The organism is Pantoea sp. CCBC3-3-1 (assembly GCF_007981265.1).
GTDB lineage: Bacteria > Pseudomonadota > Gammaproteobacteria > Enterobacterales > Enterobacteriaceae > Erwinia.
Genome location: NZ_CP034363.1, coordinates 4,128,568 through 4,148,102 on the forward strand (window position 1 = coordinate 4,128,568; position 19,535 = coordinate 4,148,102).

The window sequence follows — 19,535 nt, forward strand, 5'->3', positions numbered from 1 at the left end:
AACGGGGTGTGTCAGGTGGGCATCAGAATGAGTTTTCTGCGTAGCTTTGTTGTGCGGCAGAGCCATTCTGCGGCGGCACGGAGTCAGATTTTTCAGTCTTGTAGACCATGTCCTGGCCTATTTTGATCCAGTCCACCTTTATCAGGCGGGCTTTCAGACTGACACGCTGTTCGCCGGCATGCTCGCCCTTGTTCAGCGTAAATATGTCCGTGGACGGATTACTCAGGTTAAAGCCCAGCAGGACTTTTTTGTCTTCATCGACGGCCTTCTGGCAGCGGGCAATAAGGCTTGTAGCCTCTTTACCTGCGACAGAAATGTCAAAACGGACGTAGGCCGGATTATCAGTCGGACCACTCAGTGCATTGATGACGCAGCTGAGGAACGAGCCATTCTGATGGTTAACCTGGCGGATGTTGCTGAGATACCCGATGCCTTTGATAGTCAGGTTGAAGTACTCAGATTTTGCAGATGCAGAAGTATTGTTTGCAGACATGATGTTTTCTCCATGGAGGTAAAAAAAGGTACAACGGAGAAACCATCTGCCCTGACGGGAGTGGTTTCCCGTCGGGGGTCAGGATTAGCTGAATCCTGAGAGTCTGATATGTTGAAAGGACCTCAGTCACTGTGCAGTGACATTCGTTTCCAGAGGTTAAACGAATTTACCACCCGCAGGTATCCTCTCTCAGGCTGCGAGGATTTTCCGGTCACCCGAAGGTGTTTCTCTCAGACCGGTGAAACGTTAGATGGCAGTCACCCGAAGGCGTTTCTCTCAGACTGCTGAAACTTTGGCTGGCTGTAAAAAACAGCGGTAAGCACTGTTGATTTTTAAACCAAACAAGCCGTGTGTCAACCGGTATATAAGACAAGCAAATGAAAACGGCGTTGCATAAGCAACGCCGTGAGGGCTGTACCAGACCTTAAAGTATCTCACTACTCCGGGGATCCGTTCCCGACGCGGTTTTCACGGAGCGCATGCGTCTTACAGTTCCTGCCAGATGTGCGATGGCAAACTGTTGTGCCGGTTGCCAGATCAATCCCGTTAAAGTTAATCTGGCTGCCTCCGGCAAGGGAGTACATATCGAAGCGTATGTCACATTAGCAGAACCCGACCCGGTGTTGTACAGTGAAATAACTCTTCACGGAGTTGATGATTCGGTTTTTGTCCCTGTTGCTGCTTTTTTACGCTTTGTGGTCTTTTTCCCGTTGGTGTTAATAATACCCTTGCAGTCCGGGTAACGCGTACAACTCCAGAAATCCCCTTTTTTACCCTTTCGTTTACGCGTGGGCCCCTTGCACAGCGGGCAGGGAGGTGTGACGGGAGCAGTGATTTTCACACTGTCCTGGCGGCCTTTTTCGACAAGGTGACGCGTCCACTGCAGTTGCTTTTGCATAAAGGTGGCAAGCGACATTTTCCCCTGAGAAATATCATCCAGTGCCTGCTCCCACAAGGCAGTCATACCCGGACTCGTCAGCGTTTCCGGCAGCGCAGCAATCAGTTCACGGGCCATCTGCGTTGAGTGGATGTGCTTCCCTTTTTTCTCCAGATAGTGTCGTTTGAAGAGGGTTTCCAGCACGCCCGCTCGCGTCGCCTCTGTGCCCAGACCGGCGTTATCACGCAGCACTTTCTTCAGCTTCGGGTCACTGACGAAACTGGCCGCGTTCTTCATGGCAGCAATCAGCGTCCCCTCCGTAAACGGTTTGGGCGGACTGGTTTTCATATCCTTAACCTCAGCACCGGTGACCGCGCAGATATCCCCTTTAGCCAGCGCCGGCAGTGCCATGCTGTCCCCATCGGTGTCCTCCTCATCATCATCTTTTTCAGCCTGGAACAATGACTTCCAGCCTGTCACCACACCGACCTTCCCGCGTGTGCGGAACAACTGGCCACCGATATTGAAAGACGCCTCCGTTACGTCAGATTCCTGCAGCGGAAGGAACTGGGCGAAATAATGCTGGCGAATCAGCTGGTAGACCTTCAGCTCATCGGCGCTGAGGCGCGACATATCAAATGCCTGCCGGGTGGGAATGATGGCATGGTGCGCGGTGATTTTCTTGTCATTCCAGACACGCGAGACAAACTGCCTGTCCAGCTGATTCAGTACCGGGGCCACAGCCGGATCGGATTTTGCCACTGCCGCGAGGACCTCGGGTATTTCTTTTTGCATCGATGTCGGCAGAAAACCGCAGTCTGTCCGGGGGTAGGTGGTCGCTTTGTGGGTTTCATAAAGGGACTGGGCAATGGCGAGCACATCATTTGCGCCCATGCCGAATTTTCGGGAACAGACCTGCTGAAGGGTGCCCAGGTCAAAACACAGGGGAGCCGCCGTTTTCTCCCGCTTCTGTGTTACTTCCAGTACCGCAGCCCTGCCCTGCTGCTGACACAGCTGCCCCACCGCCCGGGCAGCCTGGGGATTGATGCAACGCTTTTCCTCATCACAGTACTGCTCAACGGGCACCCAGCCTGCCCGGAACCGGACGCCCTCTTTTTCAATAAGCGCATGTACCTGCCACCAGGGCTTTGGCACGAAGGACGTGATTTCATTATCCCGGTTAACCACCATGGCAAGCGTCGGCGTCTGTACCCGCCCGACGGACAGCACTTCTGACACCCCTGAGTCACGGGCCTTGAGGGTATAGAGGCGGGTCAGGTTCATGCCGATGAGCCAGTCAGCCTGGCTCCGGCCCTTGCCGGCATCATACAGCAGGGCTGTTTTTTCTCCCGGAAGAATACTGCTCAGTGCTTCCTTCACACTGGCCTCATCCAGGGCTGATAACCAGAGCCGTCGCACCGCGCCACTGTAGCGGCAGTATTCCAGCAGCTCACGCGCGATAACTTCTCCCTCACGGTCGGCATCGGTGGCGATGACCACCTCAGATGCCTTTTTAAGGAGCTTACTGATAACGGTGAACTGCGATTTTGTCTGCTCCTTGACGACCATTTTCCAGGCTTCAGGCAGTACAGGCAGAACATCGGCACGCCACGGCCTGCCATACTGCTCACCATAAGCTTCAGGGCTTGCCGTTTCGAGCAGATGGCCAATCGCCCAGGTCACCACGGTATCCCCGCCGCTGATAAATCCCTGCTCACGCTTGCTGATACCCAGCACGCGGGCTATGTCCTTTGCCTGGGAGGGTTTTTCACACAGAAAGAGTTGCATATAGTGCCTCCCGCATCAGCGCTTTTCGCCCGCAGCCACAGCGCGGACATCATTCATCAGCTTCGTGACGCCGGAACCGGCCAGACGCTGTGATGACGATGAGCGATAGATGACATACAGCCTGCTGCCGGACCCGTTTTTCTCGATTTCGATATCCAGGTGATCACGCCCGTTCCAGTCTGAGCCCATTTTGTAGTAGCTGCCCGGCATGGCGTCCCAGACCGGATGTGCATCATCTTCAGCCGCCGCTTTCCAGTCCCCGTCATTTGAAGCCTGCCGCAGTGCCTCAAGCTCCTGCGTGGAGATAAATTTGTAATGTCGCTTCAGGCGGGCCGCTGCGGTATCCACATCGACCGGCACGGAGAACGTTTTATCGACGGACTGCATGGCCTGTTGCCCCGCCGGGCTCATCAGCGGCATCCCGCCACTTTCACCACTGCTGCTGCCACCCAGAGTGCTGGTCAGGTTTGCAGCTGTGTCACTGACCTGTTTATTAATCGCAGCCCAGTCAGTTGTTGCGCACCCGCTTAATAAAAAGAAGGCGGCAGGAAGAAACAATAAGCGGATCATATTATTTTTCCTCTGACAGGGGTTTCCGTAAAGGAGGAGAAAAAGAAGAACGCTTCTTACCAGAGAAGATTTCAGGATCGGGTGATCCCAGCTTTTCTTTGGCCTGAAGTGAGGCAGGCGTTTGGGCTGCAATGTCAGAACGATTTACTTTGACGGTCCGGTACAGTCGCAAAACGCCATATACTTTACGAATGAGGTGAGCACCATGACTCAGTAGTTCATCACGCTGGCTGCGGGAAATAAGACCATAATGGGCAGCCTGAAATGCTTTAAGCGCCATCTGATCATAGCCGACGAGTACCCAGACACATCTGTAACCCAGCGGGGAGCGGCTGAACACGCCTATATTAAGAGGTGATGTGGAAACAATATCGGAAAATGATACCGCGGGGGGAACAGACTTCAATATGACTTCAAGCTCTTCAACCCGGTGCTGGATATGCTCGCCAGCTGCATTCAAGAGCATCTCAACTTTATACATCGCCTCATCTGCCCACGGATTATCTTCAATTGAGTCCTGATAGATGACCCCTGAGCGCTTAATCGCCTGTGGCATACTCATAATGGCATGCCGTACTTTCTTTTCCCCCGCCTTTGACTGGGATTGCTGGCGACCTTCCCAGAGACGGATAGCATAATTTGAGTGGATCTCGATTTTCAGGGAGGAGGTGAGTCCACCCGCTTTATCGCTTCGCGTTTCATTTTCTGTAGTCATACAGCCATCTCCTGTTAGATCCCGGTCAGGTTCGACCCGAGGCACTGATACTCTTCAGGTAAGATGTTCCGGACAACAAGAAACCAGATCCGTAAAGAAGTGAATTCTTGATTGAGAGAGGTGAAAATATTGGTCAAAAGTAACCAAAACATAACGTTGGCGACCAATTAAATACAGCCAACGGTAGCGGTGTATATTTTTTACACAGCAATGCCACTGGCAGCACTGTATGTTTTTTAGCCAATGCTGCAACTGGCAGTACTGTACATTTTTTAGCCACTGCTGCCACTGGCAGCGCTGTACATTTTTTATCCACTGCTGCCACTGGCAGCACTGTGCTTTTTTTAGCCGCTTCTGCAACGGGTAGTTTTTTTCCGCTCAGCTTTTTAGCTTACTGCGAATATCCCTGACCAGATTACGGATATTTTCCTCTGATACCGGGCGGGCAGAGGTGTGTGGTTCTGGCTTCCACAGCTGCTGTTCAGGACGCCGGACGGATTTATGCGCGGCACGCTCTGGCAGATCATCAGCCTGACGGGGCGCATACAACCTGCCCTCACGGGCCTTTTTCATCACGGCCAGCAACCAGCCCACCGGATTACTGAGCCGCTGACGTGCCATCACTTTCTGCAGGCTGAGCAGCACCAGTTCCGCCTGCTCCTCAGGCAGTCCCTGCAGCTGGGCGGTCAGCATGGCAAGATCTTCTGCCGGAATAAGTTCCTTCAGGCTGTCAGGCAGCACAGATTTGCCCGGTACGTACGTATTTTTATTCACACTGTGTGTGATACTACGTACGTAATGGTTCGGTTTCCGAACCCGGTCATAACCGCCTGATTTTACTGGCAGTACGGATTCCGAACTCAGTGGTTTTCCATACGATTCCTTACTGAGTTCGGTTTCCGAACCCGGTTTTCCGGCGGCATTTTTTTGCCGGCTCTGACTGAGTCCGGATTCCGAACCCGGTGCAGGATGGGGTATCCGGCTGTGATGTTTCGCCATCTGGCTGGCTGTCTGTGGATGGCCAAGGCGCGATTCGATCAGCGCAAGATGGCTGCGGTAATGCCGCATGGTGGGGTCATTTTTGATATCGTCCAGAACGTCACGGGCGGTCTGGCTGACGGTGCGGTTTTTACTCAGGCAGGCGTCTGCCACTGTGTCCAGAAAACGGGGATCGAGCGCTTCCGCATCGCTGAAGGACAGCGGCTCATCATGCTGGGCGTAAATATTACCCCGCACCCGTCCTTTATCATCCCGCACACGTTTGCAGAGACTGAGCCAGCCGGTTATTCGCAGCATCAGCAGGACGCGGCTGACCGTCTCCCTTGAAGCCTTTCCTTTTCCGGGCGAGGCAAGCTGAAGCTGGAGTTCGTCATAGCTCGGGAAAACCGCCCCTTCATTATTCTGTGCATACAGGCGGATCATCATCCAGCCCATCTTGTCCAGCGGGGACAGGCGAGTATCGAGCAACAGCCGGCGGGGAATGGCATCATGCACATTGCCGGTAAACAGCAGGCCATTACGTATCCGTCCCTCGTCCCGCCGGGGGTTGGCCGCAAGACGGGCATTCATCTTGTCCAGCGTGTAAGCTATCAGGCTTTCTGCAGGCAGAGTCATTATTCTTCCTTTTCTGGCCACCCTCGCGGCCGTTCTGTTCTGTCAGTATGCTCAGTACTGCACCCGCGTACGGGTGCAGGGTAAACAGACTGGCATGCCGCTATTTCCGTATGGCGCTGTTATAGCGTTCGTGGCTGAGAAGAAGCCACGTCCGGCCTTCGTTGCGGCTCAGCAGCCGCCAGAACGGACCCAGATCGATTTTGTAGTAACCACACCCCTTTTCATCAAGCCGGGTGTAATTACGCGCCCCCTGACGGAAGCGGCGAACCTGGCGTAACGCCTTCTGACAGCACTGTGGCGGCGTACCGTGAGGGGCACGCAGACCCGGCGCAACCACCCTGTATTTCATGCCGTTTTCCTTACCGCCGCCCGGGCAGGAGGCGTCTGCATCTCCCGGGTACGGTGCCAGCCGCGAACGGCGTGCCAGACCGACGTCAGCGAGACGTTCATCTGCTCTGCAGCCAGCATCATCACGTCCAGCCCGTCAGCACTTTCCGCGTCGTCAACACCTGACTTCTGCCACTGTCGCCAGAGCGCAGCATTATCGTCATCACCGAGTGCATTACCGCGCCCCGGGCGGACATCGATACCGGCAATACGCCGGCGGGCCGCCACGTCCGTGCTCGACAGCCCGAAATAATGCGCCATCAGCTCAATGGAACCGCCCAGCGCCAGCGCCCGGTCGATTCGCTGAAGGCGTTTCTGTTCCGTCCGGGCCTGCTGCAGCATGCGCACCAGATTGCCGTGATTGATGCCCACACTGATGATCGACACCTCACTGCCGGAAAGGTAGTGCAGCTCTTCGAGCGAGAGCCCCTGCAGCATCTGCATTTCTTCCCGGTTAAGCCCCAGTGATTCGCAGCGGCGCAGATAGCCACTTCTGAGATCCATTACCAGCTGCATCAGAAGCCCGTTCGCAGCCTGAGATAAACTGTTCATCATTCCCCCTTAATCCTCACGGTAACCGATGGCTGCCGGACTCCGGCCGCTGACACCCTGATGAAGACGGGCATTCTGCCCGGCCTCGTACCCCTGATAACGTGCTGTATCTGCCCCGCGACACGCTTTCAGCTCACGGGTTGTGACGGTTTTCATACTGCGGCTTTCCAGCCAGTGGCTCATCACCTGCTGCTCTTCGCGGCTGAGGTCAGCCGCCGATATCACCTCACGCACCCCGCATACCCAGCCGTCGCGGAACTGTTCCGCTCTCGCCCGGCGCGTGGCCAGCTTAAGACGCCTGTTCTGGGTTTTGAGATAAGACGTTGTGGCATCCTTGAGCTGGCGCGTCAGCACATCAAAGGCATACGCCGCTATCTCCGGTTTTTCACTGAACCCGTAAAAGGTCACGGCGCGGCGAGACCCGGCAGATGTCTGACGCCATGAGTAATACGCGCGGCAGCCAAAGGCATGACAGACACCCCACACCATGCTCACCATCCATTCCGGGATTTTTTCAGCCTCTGACGGGGCCGTGCAGGAAGAGACTTCCCGCACGGATGACAGGCCGGCATCAAGTTCGGTGATGCCATACCGAGACATCAGCTTTTGTGCCCGCTGTAGTGCCAGACCGGCCTCATGGGGATTGCTGTTGCTGCGGCCCAGCTCCAGCAGCTTTCTGACCAGATTCAGCAGCCGCAGCTGTCGCTGTGGGTTATTCATCAGTCTTCTCCTCTTCAGGCTTCACGCCGCGCTGCAGCTCCCGCAGACGGCGCATCACACGCATCAGGCGCAGCAGCTTCATGGCATCATCATCGTTGAGTGCGGGGGTTTCTCGCTCCCCCGGCCCGCCGGTGAAAAGCACCGCCAGGTCACAGACACCGGCTGCCGGATGCACTGCAGGCGCATCGCCGGTCAGGCCCAGCAGGAATGCGGCCGCCTCAGAACACACCTCACCTGCCGCGCCGTAACCGGCGGATATATCGCTGTCGCGTTGCGGCAAAATTTCATCTTCACAACCCAGGACTTCCCCCAGCTCCCATGCCAGACGAAAAGCGGTATTCTGCAGGTGTTCGATATCGTCCTGATGGGCCGGCACATGCCAGAGGCTGTCATTAATGAGCGGCGCATCATCCCGGGTGACCACTTCAGGCTCAGGTGTCAGCAGGGAAAGCAGGCCGTCTTCACTGTTGTCCTCTTCTCCATGTCCTTCAGAGAAAGTAACCAGCCCGCTGACCTCCCCGCCCTCACCTGAAATGACCGGCGCGGCACCGTACATATCCGGCTGAACTTCATGCCGGGGGGTGTCATTAACTGGTGTTTCAGAAGGCGATGACGCATTCCCCGGAACGGGCGTTACAGCTGGGACCTCAGGACGTGAAGCGGAAACAGACAGCGGGACGCTCTCATCCTCATCTGATACGATGGCAGGCAGGGCGGTTTCAGGCTTGTCTGCGGCAGGCAGGGCAACCGGCTCCGGGTCACCAAAGTGATGCCGGCGGTTGCGTTCTTTGGGGTCAAGCTCCATCATCCAGCGGTCATAGTCCAGCTCCGGGTGGGGCAATGCCTGGAGTAAATCACCGATCAGTTCATCACGGAACATCTCCTGAGACCACAGTTCCGGCGAGTTGAAGCGGCCACAACACTGGCCAAAAACGTCGCTGAAGGATTTTTCTCCTGTGTCTGAAAGCAGGCAAAACGCATCCCACACGCGTTCCGCATCATGCCGGAGCGCCAGCAGGGCCGCCACCTGTGGCCTGCCGAGCCCGGACTCCAGCAGGTCAGGGATCCACGGATAAAGGTATTTCAGCGCGTCTTCCATGCGGCTGATTGTTGAATTATGAACCGGCAGGCCTTCACGGGTCAGCAGCTCGGACAACTGGCGCAATGAAACCGTTTTTCCCAGTTGCTCTTCATAGATAGCGCGGGCGTTGTGGATACCCTTCGCCTTTTCAATAAAGCTCAGGTCCCCGCGCACCTCATTCTCTGCCAGATGGCCAATAACGCACTGCAGCCGTCCCGGCCACGGTTTGAACAGCACGTGGACGCGGAAAAACCGGTCTTCGCCGGTCTCCTGCCACAGTTCGGACAGGATCTGATAGCGGGTATTCCCGCCGTCGCTGAAAATGTAGATATCGGGTTCACCATCCGGATCCCGGGTCACCTTGGGCACCGTGTCCAGCCCGCGCGAACGGATGGAAGCCTTGATATCGTCATAGCGCGGGTTGCGCGACGTCCGCGGATTATCGGGATTGGGGCTTAACTGGTCGAGCGTCAGCACCATGGGCATTTCAGCCGCCGGCATAACACTGATATTGCCGGCTGCCTGCGACTGGCGTCCGGGCTGCAGCATGGCCGCCCCCACATCAGAACGTTTACGGCTCATGCCTCTTTCCTCCCGCTGTGATAACCGAAGTCATAGCTGCCTTCCTGAAATGCCGAAAACAGCGTATAACGCCCGTCAAACTTAATTTTCACCGTGCCGGTTGGCCCCTGCCGCTGTTTACCGACAATGATTTCAGCCACCCCGGTATCAGGGGTCGTGGGGTTGTAAACCTCATCCCGGTAAATAAACATGATGAGGTCCGCATCCTGCTCCAGCGCCCCTGAATCACGCAGGTCGCCATTGTTGGGCCGTTTATCGGGCCGCTGCTCCACCTGGCGGTTAAGCTGGGAAAGCGCCAGTACCGGGCAGCCCAGCTCCTTGCCAAGCGCCTTGAGCGAGCGGGAAATTTCTGAGATTTCCTGGGTACGGTTTTCCTGCTCAGGTGAACGGACAAGCTGCAGATAGTCCAGCATGATGAGAGAGGGACGGCCGTATTTACGGACATAACGCCGGGCTCGGGCGCGCAGTGTGGCCGGAGTCTGGTAACTGGTGTCATCGATAATGAGGCGGTTTTGCCACTCAATGATGCGACCGGTGGCCTCAGACACCCGGGCCCAGTCCTCATCGTCCATATTGCCGCTGCGAAGCCGGCTCAGCTCCACCCGGCCTTCCATCGCCAGCAGGCGCATCATCAGCTGCTCTGCGGGCATTTCAAGGCTGAACACAAAGACGAAATCGTCAGGTTTTCCTCTTACGGCCGCGGTGCAGGACGCCATCGCCAGGGAGGTTTTACCCATTGACGGGCGTGCAGCCAGAAGCGCCAGATCGCCGGGCTGCAGACCACAGGTCATCGCATCCAGCTCACTGAATCCGGTCGGTGTCCCGGTGAGGCCGTCGCTGGCGGTCATGCTTTCCAGCTGCGTCAGCAGTTTATCCAGCGCCTCGTTAACGCCGGTCTCACTGTTGAGCTGCATGGCGCCCTGTTCAGCAATGTTGAACAGCTTACCTTCGGCCAACTCAAGGATGCCCGCCGAGTTCGCTTTCGGGGCCTGCACATCGGAAAGAAGACTGTTACCCACCGTCATGAGCTGCCGCAGGCGGCTTTTCTCCGCCACAACTCCCGCGTAAGCCAGGATATTGGCGGCAGACGGCGTGTTTTTACTCATTTCAGCCAGATAGGCGAAACCACCGCAATGAACCAGATCACCCCGGGTTTCAAGGCGCTCAGTGATGGTAATGAGATCGAGCGGCAGCCCCTCGCCGGCGAGCTCAGCCATTACCCGGAAGACCATGCGGTGCGGCCGGGAAAACAAATCTTCCGGGGAGATTTGCAGTATCACCTCATCCCACCGGTCGTTATCAAGCATCAGTCCGCCGAGCACGGCCTGCTCAGCCTCATAGGAGCAGGGCATTATCATCTCAGACATGGCGCACCTCCCGGGTCAGAACGTCACTGAAGCGGGATTTCCACTCCGGGAACAGTTCGCAGGCGAGGTCGTGCATGGTGACGGCTGCGGCCGTGCCTTTGCGCCGCGTTTTGTACTCCAGACGATGCACGGGCTGCTGCTTGACGTGCCCGAGCTTGAAAATATCCAGCGCCTCGATACGGGTGTCGAGCAGACGATAAACGTCCCGGTTGCCCAGCGCAGTGGCGTCGTAATGTTTTCCATTAATGATGGCGGCAAGGCCGTCCATCGCTTCACGGTCCAGCAGGGTGTTTTCGATACAGTTGACGAGAATGGAAATATCCGGGAGGCGGATACCGTAATTTTCATACGTTTTCAGGCGGGTAAGCATATGAAGGGAACCGCGGATAAATTCGCGGACGTCCGGCAGAATGGGTTTTACCACCCCCATCACGTTCCCGGACGATGACAGGAGAGACAGTTCGGTCATGACGCCTGTTGCGCCTTTTGAATCCACAATGATGGCGTCGTAACGGCTAAAGAAAGGATGCTGAAGTATATTACGCAGTCTCAGACGACCATCAGCAGCATGGAGCATCGCCGTCGGCAACAGCTCGTCCGGGTCGTTGGAGTAGATGACATCAAGATTTTTTATGGCGGTCTGTGAAATGCACTGTGTGTGGTCACTGACCATCTGCATCAGCAGCTCATACAGGCCGAAAGGCGCTTCATGCTCCAGCGCAAAGATACTGCTGGCAGTCGGCTGGGAATAATCCGCATCGACAAGAAGGGTGTTCAGGCCGGCGTCAGCAAGAAAGCCAGCAACGTAAGCAGCAAACGTGGATTTGCCTTCTCCACCCTTGGGAGAGATAACGGGAAGTATTTTCATTTTGCACATCCAAATCAAGGTTTTGGATGTATGCCCAAATGAATAATCACATCTTTATAACAAAGAGGCTAAATCTTTAACATTTCGGCAATGGGATTGAAAATCCCCGTGTCCTTGGTTCGATTCCGAGTCCGGGCACCACTAATTTGCATCAAAGCACGCTGGTTAGAGGTAACCCTTTAACGGGCGGAACGAAGGAACTGGTAAGTTGATATCGCAGTGTTTTCCGAATTTGCACACTCGATATGGATAGCCAGGTTCCTCTAAAAAGGACACCTGTTGACGCAGGTGTCCTTTTTTCGATCAATGAAGATTCTCACAGCTTGTTAAAGGTGTGTCTGACTTCCTCCCTGTTGGCGGGGATCACATCCCTATACAGTGACAATTCATCCTCTAAAGCCTGTCCTGTCACCTTCAAATCTCATTCAATCTATTCCATAGTCGTGCTGATACTCCGATGCCCCAGTAATCCTTTCACCATTGCCAGGTTACGGTCCGGTAATTTCATCATTTCTGTTGCCAGAGTATGGCGGAAGCGATGTGCATACGCGGGCACGCAAAACTAACCACAGGTACCAGCCACTCACCATGGGTTTTACTCCCCTCTTTACAGAGCAACATGGAGTTAACTTCCAGATTGACGTCCGTCAGACGGACGTGCAATAGCTGGTTCTGCCGCATACCGGTTGAATGCAAAACGTCAACATCCTGCGCAGATCAAGACGACATCCGCCACATGAATTCCTTTCTCAAAAAGAAAAAATTTTAGGGTTAGATGCATTGCTCTTGCTATAGTCTTAAAAAAACGCTGAATACCATGTTATGGTAGCCAGATTAGTATTCAGCGCACAATGGTATTACAGACTTAACATTAATAAATTTTAGCGATACACTATTAAACGCATAAAAATAGCGTATCTTTTTTAAATAATTCTCTATCTTCTTATACTTCCCTGGCGTTGCACTTATTGTGATGAAGAAAAGCCATCAACTTCAGTTCTTCAACATGCGTAGGGTAATATTAATGGGTGAGGGAATCAAACAGTAAAAAATAAAAACCTATGAATTCTCATAGGTCACAGCCTTTAACATATTACATAATCATCTGAAAAGGAAAGTTTTCATGATAACCCCGCTCAATGCAAATCTCTATAAGATTTACTATTCAGTTAGTATGGAATTTCAATTTGATGTTCCGCAAATAATAGTCATAGCTCATAAGCGACATATTCATCACATCTGCAATTTTTTTCCTTTTCATCCCCTTTAGAATAAAGAAAAGCACCCTGGCCTCATTAGCAGTAAGATGCACCCCCTGATAGGGGGACACTTTCATAAACTTTGATGTTCCGGCAATTATTGGTCTGTCACCTGTGTAGGTATCAGTTTCCTGCTCCACCGCCCCTATGGAAAACCTTGCAGACAACTGAAAGGCAGATCAACCCGACATCAGTTTGCCCTGCCTCAGTCCAGATTATGAGAGATATCTACAATGAGTGAACATAGATTCTATAGACGTCGTTCTAACCAACCGAGTATCCACCATCAACTGTAATAATTTGTCCTATGATGGATCGAGCTGCATCAGAAGCGAGGAATAGAGCTGTGCCAGCAATCTCCCCTGTGGTGGCTATACGTCCGGTAGGCATTCTACTGAGAAATTCTGCTTTCGCTTCTTCATTCCGACCAACAAAGCGGTCAAACATATCAGTCTCTACGGGGCCCGGTGCAATTGCATTAACCCTGACGCCTTTAGCTGCAACCTCCAGTGCTGCGGAACGTGTAAGCCCATTGACTGCGTGTTTACTGGCGGCGTATACGCTTGCCCCTGGGATCCCGACCAATCCGGCTTGCGAAGAGATATTAATTAAACTCCCCTCCTCTGTTTGCTCATAACAGGCAAAGCATGCTTCATTACAAGCTGTGTTCCCAGGACGTTTGTATCAAATACCCGGTGAAAGTCTTCGACGGTAGTCTGATCGTGTGGCGCGGGCTAGCCTTCTGTTCCCGCGCTGTTAATTAACGTGTCAATCTTACCGTATATTTGACAGGCTTTTTCTATTAAAGAGACGACTTGTTCTTCAATCACAACATCAGCGAGCACAAAGTAGCTATGAGAATTAACGTTCCTCAACTCCTCTTGTAGTTCCTCGCCTCGCCTGGTATTTCTACCGGAAAATATTACGTTATAACCGTTATTCGCAAACTGGCGACAACATTCTTCGCCAATTCCGGAAAGCGCACCTGTTATTAGAACTGTTTTTGCTGACATTCGGAAACCCTCAAGATAGTTTTTAAATACCTGCTTATAGCGAATTGAAAATCACACCATGATTGGAGAAATACAGTTGGGAAGACTACACCCTCTTAATAATAAAAGGCAACCGCAGAAAGCCAGTACTGCCATAAAGCCTTATCTTTGGAGCCTTTACTTAATGAATCTGCTTTCACTCATTCGCCAATTTTAATGGGTATAGTCCTAAGTAAGGACCAGGGGTATACAATACCCTGCGCAGCTCATTATTAAACAAGTTACCAATTATCACCTCCCCCCACGCTGCAGTGCCCAAGGGAATCCACGTCAACCACCTGGCAAGAAAACGGCGTTCCCAATTGAGCAAAAAAAGCCACCGGTATTAACGGTGGCCATTGGTTTATTGATTTATTGCCATCAGCGATTAGTCGGCAGCAACAATGGATTCCAGGGGGACTGAATCCTTCATAGCTCTCATGCTGCACTTCACCGAATAGACCGAGCCGCGCGCATAAAAACGCACTGCCCATTTCGGCGATAAGTTCCTCGAGCGCATAAACCGGATCGCCAGGCTGGCGCGACGAAGCGGTTATCCCCTCCCGGTTCAGACGTTTTGCATGACCGGTACTGTGTACCAGTTCGTGCAGCTGCCTGGACCAACAGTCCGCTTCGGTAAAAACAGCTCTGCCACCGGCATCACAATTTCATCAGTGAGCGGTTTAATACTCGCAGCCCCACAAACGGCAAACAGCCAGCCATAAGGCTGAGGATCAATGCCGAAATAAGGGATATAGACAAAAAGCGAACCCGTGATAAAAGCATACGGCGCTACGTATAACCGGAAAACGTCCGGGCCTCAGCTTTTGTTCAGCCTGAATAATAGGGTCCCTTTCCCACCGACTCTCTTTGCATCAGCTTTCCGCGAATCAGCGGAAGCGCCTCAACATTCTGCCCATCCAGCATATTTGTCAGCTGCATTAGCGCACTGGCGACCATTTCGTTTACCGGGACGTGTACGGTCGTTAGCGCAGGAATAAAGTAGGATGCGACAGGAATATTATCAAAGCTGAGTAACGATACGTCACCAGGCACGTTTATTCCCTGAGCATGAAGCGCGTTCGCCGCGCCCATCGCCATATCATCATTACTGGCGACAATCGCGGAAAAAGCCACTTTGCGGTTCAATAATGCTGTGGCCGCAATCTTTCCGCTTTCAGGTGTCCAGCAGCCTGCCAGGATCAGCGCATCATTAACGGCAATCTGATGTTTTTCCAGAGCTGACAGATAGCCGGCAAGGCGACTCTGGCCGGTGGCGGAGTTTTCCATTCCTTTAATAAAGGCAATTTCCCGGTGCCCCTGCCCGATTAACCAGCTGACGGCTTCAAAAGTATCACTGTAATGATCGGCACAGACTGCATACTGCGGATAGTGTTGCAGCCGCCGGTTAAGCACCACCAACGGCTTAGAAATGGTTGGCAGTAAAGCATCAATATCTTCAACGCTCAGATAGCGCGGATAGACGATGACGGCATCACAACGCGTATCCAGCAGAAACTGAATGGCCTCGCGCTCCTGCTCGGCATTGTGCTTACCATCGGCGAGGATCAGCTGTGAGCCAAGCTGCTCGGTGAGCGTCGCGACCTGAAACAGCAGCTCGCTAAAAAAGGGACCGTTATACAAGGTATTAGGCACCATCAGACCGATACTGTCAGAGCGATTGGTTGCCAGGCTCCGGGCATGGACATTAGGCCGGTAGCCCATTTCCTCGACGGTTGACATCACTCTGTCACGCACGGTTTTTGAAACATAATTATGACCCGCCAGCACGCGAGAAACGGTCGCTTTCGACACGCCCGCGCGTTTAGCCACATCCAACATCGTTACCATCTGACTGCTCTCCTCGCTTCCCTGACCCTTGCATCCAAAAAACTCCCGCTGGAATCTTCTGTTTCCGCCCTGCTCAGATCCCGGCCATGACCATAATAGCACTGTTCCGATAACACATTGAAAGTAAAACCTGAGATAAAAATAATATGAAACCGCTCTCATATCATCATCAATATCCTTGTAAATAGCGATTAATTAACGATTGCGCGACAGATCACAAAAAACAACAAACCAATCTGTAACCGGTTGCAGAAGAGGGAAATGCTGAGTAAAAGTTATTAAAAAAGAGGAGGTAATTATGATTAAAATATTATTATGTTGCTCCGCAGGTATGTCTACCAGCATGGTTGTACAGAAAATGGAAAAAGCCGCACAGCAGCTGGCTGTGGAATCAAAAATTGATGCGGTCGGAATGGAAGAATTTACTGAAAAACTGTCCGATTATGATTGCTGTCTGTTAGGACCACAAATTAAATATAAACTGGCTGATTTTAAAAAACATGCGGATGAGCTTAACAAGCCTGTCGCCGTGATTAATACAATGGATTACGGCATGCTCAATGGCGAAAAAATCCTTCGTGCTGCTATTTCACTGGTTGAGTCTCATAAGGGGGCTTAATGAACACACTGGCGACTACGCTGTTTGGCGTGATTGAGAATCAAATCAGTCCGGTTGCGGCAAGGCTTTCATCACAGCGGCACGTGGTGGCAATCAAAGATGGTTTTATTGCTGCGATGCCCTTTCTGATTGTCGGCTCGTTTATGCTGCTTTTTTCCCATCCGCCTTTTAGCGAGAAGAGCCAGTGGGGATTCGCACAATGGTGGTTAGGCATGGTTCGACAATATAACAGCCAGCTGATGATGCCCTATAACATGACCATGGGCATTATGGCGGTTTATATTACCGGAACAATTGCCTATAACCTGGCACAAAGTTATAAAATGAACGGACTCATGGCGGCGTCACTGGCTCTAATGTCATTCCTGGTCGTTGCCGCCCCACAAAAGGATGGTGCGCTTTCGGTCAGTTCATTAGGCGGAGAAGGCATATTCACCGCTATTCTGATCGCGCTTTACTGCACGGAATTAATGCATTTCTTACAGAAATATAATATCGGTTTTAAATTACCTGAACAGGTGCCGCCAAAAATACGGCAATCTTTCGATCTGCTTATTCCGATCCTGCTGATTTTTTTAACGCTCTATCCTTTTAATCTGTTCCTTGAAAGCCATTTTGGGCTGCTGTTGCCACAAGCGATTATGGCAATGTTCGCTCCCATTATCTCGGCGGCCGATTCCCTCCCCGCGGTGCTGATTGCCGTGCTGCTTTGCCACCTGCTCTGGTTTGCCGGTATTCATGGCGCAGCAATTGTTGGCGGCCTTCTGCAAGCGTTCTGGCTGAGCAATCTTGGCCTGAATCAGGAAGCGCTGAACGCGGGAGAAGCCATTCCTAAAGTGTTTATTGAACCGTTCTGGCAATTTTTCATCGTAGTTGGCGGCTCGGGCGGAACCATGGGCCTGGTGCTGCTTTATCTGCGCAGCCGGTCTGCCCATTTACGCTCGATCGGGCGACTGGGGCTGGTGCCCAGCATGTTCAACATCAACGAACCGATTATCTTCGGTTCGCCGGTAGTGATGAATCCCCTGCTGTTTATTCCTTTTATTCTCACGCCGTTGATCAACGCCGTTATCGCCTGGACGGCTACCCGCACCGACCTGGTTAACCACGTTATTTCGCTGGCTCCCTGGACTACGCCAGGTCCGATTGGCGCGGCCTGGTCGACAGGCTGGGACTGGCGGGCAATCGTGCTGGTGTTTCTGCTTATCGGATTGTCGACGCTGATTTATTACCCTTTCTTCAAAATGTACGAGCGCCAGCTGCTGGCTCAGGAAAACGAGCAGGAAGCCGCCATGTCGGAAGTGACACTGACCGAGGAGATGAAATGATGAGTGAGATGTCGGAAATGGAAAGCACCGTAATGGAACTGATTATCCATGCGGGAGAAGCCCGCTCTGCCTCAATGCAGGCGCTTCAGGCTGCGCGGCAGCACGACTGGTCAGAGGCGGAAAGCCTGCTGAAAAGCGCCAGTGAGGCTTCGCGTCAGGCACATAAAATCCAGACGGCGCTGATTGGTGCCGATGAGGGCTGCGGCAAAGTGCCGGTGAACCTGATTCTGGTTCACGCTCAGGATCACTTAATGAACGCCATGCTCTGCCGCGATTTAGTTGAAGAGTTAATCGTCCTGCATAAGGAGATTCAGGAAATCAGCAAAACGGCGACGCATTAATTCCCGCTACTCAATATCGTTAATTTACACGGAGAAAACCCATGTCCAGAAAGTTACCCAACGATTTTTTATGGGGAGGTGCCGTTGCCGCTCATCAGGTTGAAGGCGGCTGGCAGGAAGGCGGCAAAGGGCCGAGTATTGTTGATGTGTTTACCGGCGGCGCGCACGGTGTGGATCGCGAAATTACCGATGGCGTGATTGAGGGTAAACATTATCCAAATCATCTGGCGACCGACTTTTATCATCACTATAAAGAAGATATTGCGCTGTTTGCCGAGATGGGCTTTAAATGTTTTCGCACCTCCATCGCCTGGACGCGTATTTTTCCACAGGGCGATGAGGCGGAACCTAACGAAGCCGGATTACAGTTTTACGATGACGTGTTCGATGAACTGCTGAAATATGGTATCGAACCGGTTATCACCCTCTCTCATTTCGAAATGCCGCTGCATTTGGTGAAACATTACGGTGGCTGGCTGAACCGCGAACTGATCGATCTCTTTGTCAGATACAGCGACGTGGTCATGCGTCGTTATAAGCACAAAGTGAAATACTGGATGACGTTTAACGAGATCAATAACCAGCGTAACTGGCGTAAGCCCTTATATGGTTACAGTAATTCCGGCGTGATATTTACCGACTATGATAATCCCGAAGAAGTGATGTATCAGGTTCTGCACCATCAGTTTGTCGCCAGCGCAAAAGTGGTGAAAGCGGGCCATGAAATTAACCCGGATTTTAAAATCGGCTGCATGCTGGCAATGGTGCCGCTCTATCCCTGGTCCTGCGACCCCAACGACGTAATGTATGCTCAGAAAGCGATGCGCGAGCGTTGGCTGTTTGGCGATGTGCATATGCGCGGCTACTACCCGTCATATATTCTGAACGAGTGGGCGCTGCGCAACTTCACCATCCAAATGGAACCGGAAGATGCGCAGATTTTACGGGAAGGCTGTACCGATTATATCGGTTTCAGCTATTACATGAGCAATGCTGTTGAGCATGCTGCGGCAGAGAAAGCCAAAACGTCGGCGCTTGAAGCCTGGCCGGGCAGCCGTAAAAATCCGCATGTCCCCGCTTCTGACTGGGGCTGGCAGATCGACCCGGTCGGCTTACGCTATACGCTTAACGTCCTTTACGAACGTTACCAGAAGCCGCTGTTTATTGTAGAAAACGGTTTTGGTGCCGTGGACGAGATGAATGCGAGCGGTGAAATCAACGATGACTATCGCATAGCCTATCTGCGTGACCATATTGAACAGATGAAGCTGGCGGTGATTGAAGACGGTGTCGATCTGATGGGCTATACGCCGTGGGGATGTCTGGACTGCGTCTCGTTCGGCACCGGTCAGTACAGCAAACGCTACGGCTTTATCTACGTTAATCGTAATGATGATCAAACCGGTGACTTCACCCGCATCAGGAAAAAAAGCTTCGGCTGGTATAAAAACGTCATCGCTTCTGACGGCGAACAGCTCTGACAAACAGGCCC

19 protein-coding genes and 2 pseudogenes are annotated in these 19,535 nt (G+C 52.8%); 4 read left to right on the forward strand and 17 right to left on the reverse strand.

From position 1 onward, the window contains the following. Positions 1-22 precede the first annotated feature (22 nt). From EHV07_RS19285 to EHV07_RS19360, 17 genes and pseudogenes are all read right to left on the reverse strand, one after another. On the reverse strand, positions 23-493 hold the full coding sequence (locus EHV07_RS19285; protein ID WP_147199764.1) for an STY4534 family ICE replication protein: 471 nt from the start codon (positions 491-493) through the stop codon (positions 23-25). A 643-nt stretch (positions 494-1,136) separates the two neighbouring features. Beyond that, complete coding sequence (locus EHV07_RS19290) at positions 1,137-3,158, reverse strand: DNA topoisomerase III (RefSeq protein WP_147199765.1); 2,022 nt, start codon at positions 3,156-3,158, stop codon at positions 1,137-1,139. A gap of 15 nt (positions 3,159-3,173) precedes the next feature. Beyond that, positions 3,174-3,728 carry a hypothetical protein gene (locus tag EHV07_RS19295; protein WP_147199766.1) on the reverse strand — a complete coding sequence of 185 codons (555 nt, stop codon included), beginning with the start codon at positions 3,726-3,728 and terminating at the stop codon, positions 3,174-3,176. Between the two features lies 1 nt (position 3,729). Beyond that, complete coding sequence (locus EHV07_RS19300) at positions 3,730-4,443, reverse strand: PFL_4669 family integrating conjugative element protein (RefSeq protein WP_147199767.1); 714 nt, start codon at positions 4,441-4,443, stop codon at positions 3,730-3,732. 378 nt (positions 4,444-4,821) lie between these two features. Further along, complete coding sequence (locus tag EHV07_RS19305) at positions 4,822-6,057, reverse strand: STY4528 family pathogenicity island replication protein (RefSeq protein ID WP_147199768.1); 1,236 nt, start codon at positions 6,055-6,057, stop codon at positions 4,822-4,824. Positions 6,058-6,157: 100 nt separating this feature from the next. After that, positions 6,158-6,406, reverse strand: coding sequence for a hypothetical protein (locus EHV07_RS19310; RefSeq protein ID WP_102891651.1), 249 nt, complete (start codon positions 6,404-6,406; stop codon positions 6,158-6,160). Beyond that, positions 6,403-6,999: a DUF2857 domain-containing protein gene (locus EHV07_RS19315; RefSeq protein ID WP_147199769.1), complete on the reverse strand. Its 597-nt coding sequence runs from the start codon at positions 6,997-6,999 to the stop codon at positions 6,403-6,405. Before EHV07_RS19315 ends, EHV07_RS19310 begins: the two co-directional genes overlap by 4 nt. A gap of 6 nt (positions 7,000-7,005) precedes the next feature. Further along, complete coding sequence (locus EHV07_RS19320) at positions 7,006-7,716, reverse strand: DUF2786 domain-containing protein (RefSeq protein WP_147199770.1); 711 nt, start codon at positions 7,714-7,716, stop codon at positions 7,006-7,008. Next, positions 7,709-9,379, reverse strand: a complete 1,671-nt coding sequence (locus EHV07_RS19325; RefSeq protein ID WP_147199771.1) for a ParB family protein — start codon at positions 9,377-9,379, stop codon at positions 7,709-7,711. The genes EHV07_RS19320 and EHV07_RS19325 overlap by 8 nt, the downstream gene beginning before the upstream one ends. Further along, the gene (gene dnaB-PI / locus EHV07_RS19330) at positions 9,376-10,746 is read right to left on the reverse strand and encodes an SPI-7-type island replicative DNA helicase (protein ID WP_147199772.1); all 1,371 of its coding nucleotides are present in this window, start codon (positions 10,744-10,746) and stop codon (positions 9,376-9,378) included. Before dnaB-PI ends, EHV07_RS19325 begins: the two co-directional genes overlap by 4 nt. After that, entirely contained in the window at positions 10,739-11,614 is an 876-nt protein-coding gene (locus EHV07_RS19335) for a ParA family protein (protein WP_147199773.1), read from the reverse strand. Before EHV07_RS19335 ends, dnaB-PI begins: the two co-directional genes overlap by 8 nt. Before the next feature lie 316 nt (positions 11,615-11,930). Beyond that, positions 11,931-12,319, reverse strand: a pseudogene (locus EHV07_RS24960) (site-specific integrase); the annotation flags it as partial. A gap of 460 nt (positions 12,320-12,779) precedes the next feature. Beyond that, positions 12,780-12,950 (reverse strand): helix-turn-helix transcriptional regulator, encoded by a 171-nt coding sequence (locus EHV07_RS25230; protein WP_371419700.1) that lies wholly within the window; start codon positions 12,948-12,950, stop codon positions 12,780-12,782. A 187-nt stretch (positions 12,951-13,137) separates the two neighbouring features. Further along, the gene (locus EHV07_RS24970; protein WP_371419701.1) at positions 13,138-13,482 is read right to left on the reverse strand and encodes an SDR family NAD(P)-dependent oxidoreductase; all 345 of its coding nucleotides are present in this window, start codon (positions 13,480-13,482) and stop codon (positions 13,138-13,140) included. A 125-nt stretch (positions 13,483-13,607) separates the two neighbouring features. After that, positions 13,608-13,886 carry an SDR family oxidoreductase gene (locus tag EHV07_RS24975; protein WP_254446275.1) on the reverse strand — a complete coding sequence of 93 codons (279 nt, stop codon included), beginning with the start codon at positions 13,884-13,886 and terminating at the stop codon, positions 13,608-13,610. Between the two features lie 449 nt (positions 13,887-14,335). After that, positions 14,336-14,580, reverse strand: a pseudogene (locus tag EHV07_RS19355) (zincin-like metallopeptidase domain-containing protein); the annotation flags it as partial. A 155-nt stretch (positions 14,581-14,735) separates the two neighbouring features. Next, positions 14,736-15,755 (reverse strand): LacI family DNA-binding transcriptional regulator, encoded by a 1,020-nt coding sequence (locus EHV07_RS19360; protein ID WP_147199774.1) that lies wholly within the window; start codon positions 15,753-15,755, stop codon positions 14,736-14,738. 298 nt (positions 15,756-16,053) lie between these two features. Between EHV07_RS19360 and EHV07_RS19365 the strand changes: the two genes are divergently transcribed. From EHV07_RS19365 to EHV07_RS19380, 4 genes are read left to right on the forward strand one after another with little or no spacing between them, the layout of a single operon-like run. Next, positions 16,054-16,374 (forward strand): PTS sugar transporter subunit IIB, encoded by a 321-nt coding sequence (locus tag EHV07_RS19365; protein WP_147199775.1) that lies wholly within the window; start codon positions 16,054-16,056, stop codon positions 16,372-16,374. Further along, positions 16,374-17,702: a PTS sugar transporter subunit IIC gene (locus EHV07_RS19370; protein ID WP_147199776.1), complete on the forward strand. Its 1,329-nt coding sequence runs from the start codon at positions 16,374-16,376 to the stop codon at positions 17,700-17,702. Before EHV07_RS19365 ends, EHV07_RS19370 begins: the two co-directional genes overlap by 1 nt. Beyond that, complete coding sequence (locus EHV07_RS19375; RefSeq protein ID WP_371419702.1) at positions 17,702-18,043, forward strand: PTS lactose/cellobiose transporter subunit IIA; 342 nt, start codon at positions 17,702-17,704, stop codon at positions 18,041-18,043. The genes EHV07_RS19370 and EHV07_RS19375 overlap by 1 nt, the downstream gene beginning before the upstream one ends. Positions 18,044-18,084: 41 nt before the next feature. Beyond that, a complete protein-coding gene (locus EHV07_RS19380; RefSeq protein ID WP_147199777.1) occupies positions 18,085-19,524 on the forward strand; it encodes a 6-phospho-beta-glucosidase in 1,440 nt (479 codons plus the stop codon). Positions 19,525-19,535 lie beyond the last annotated feature (11 nt).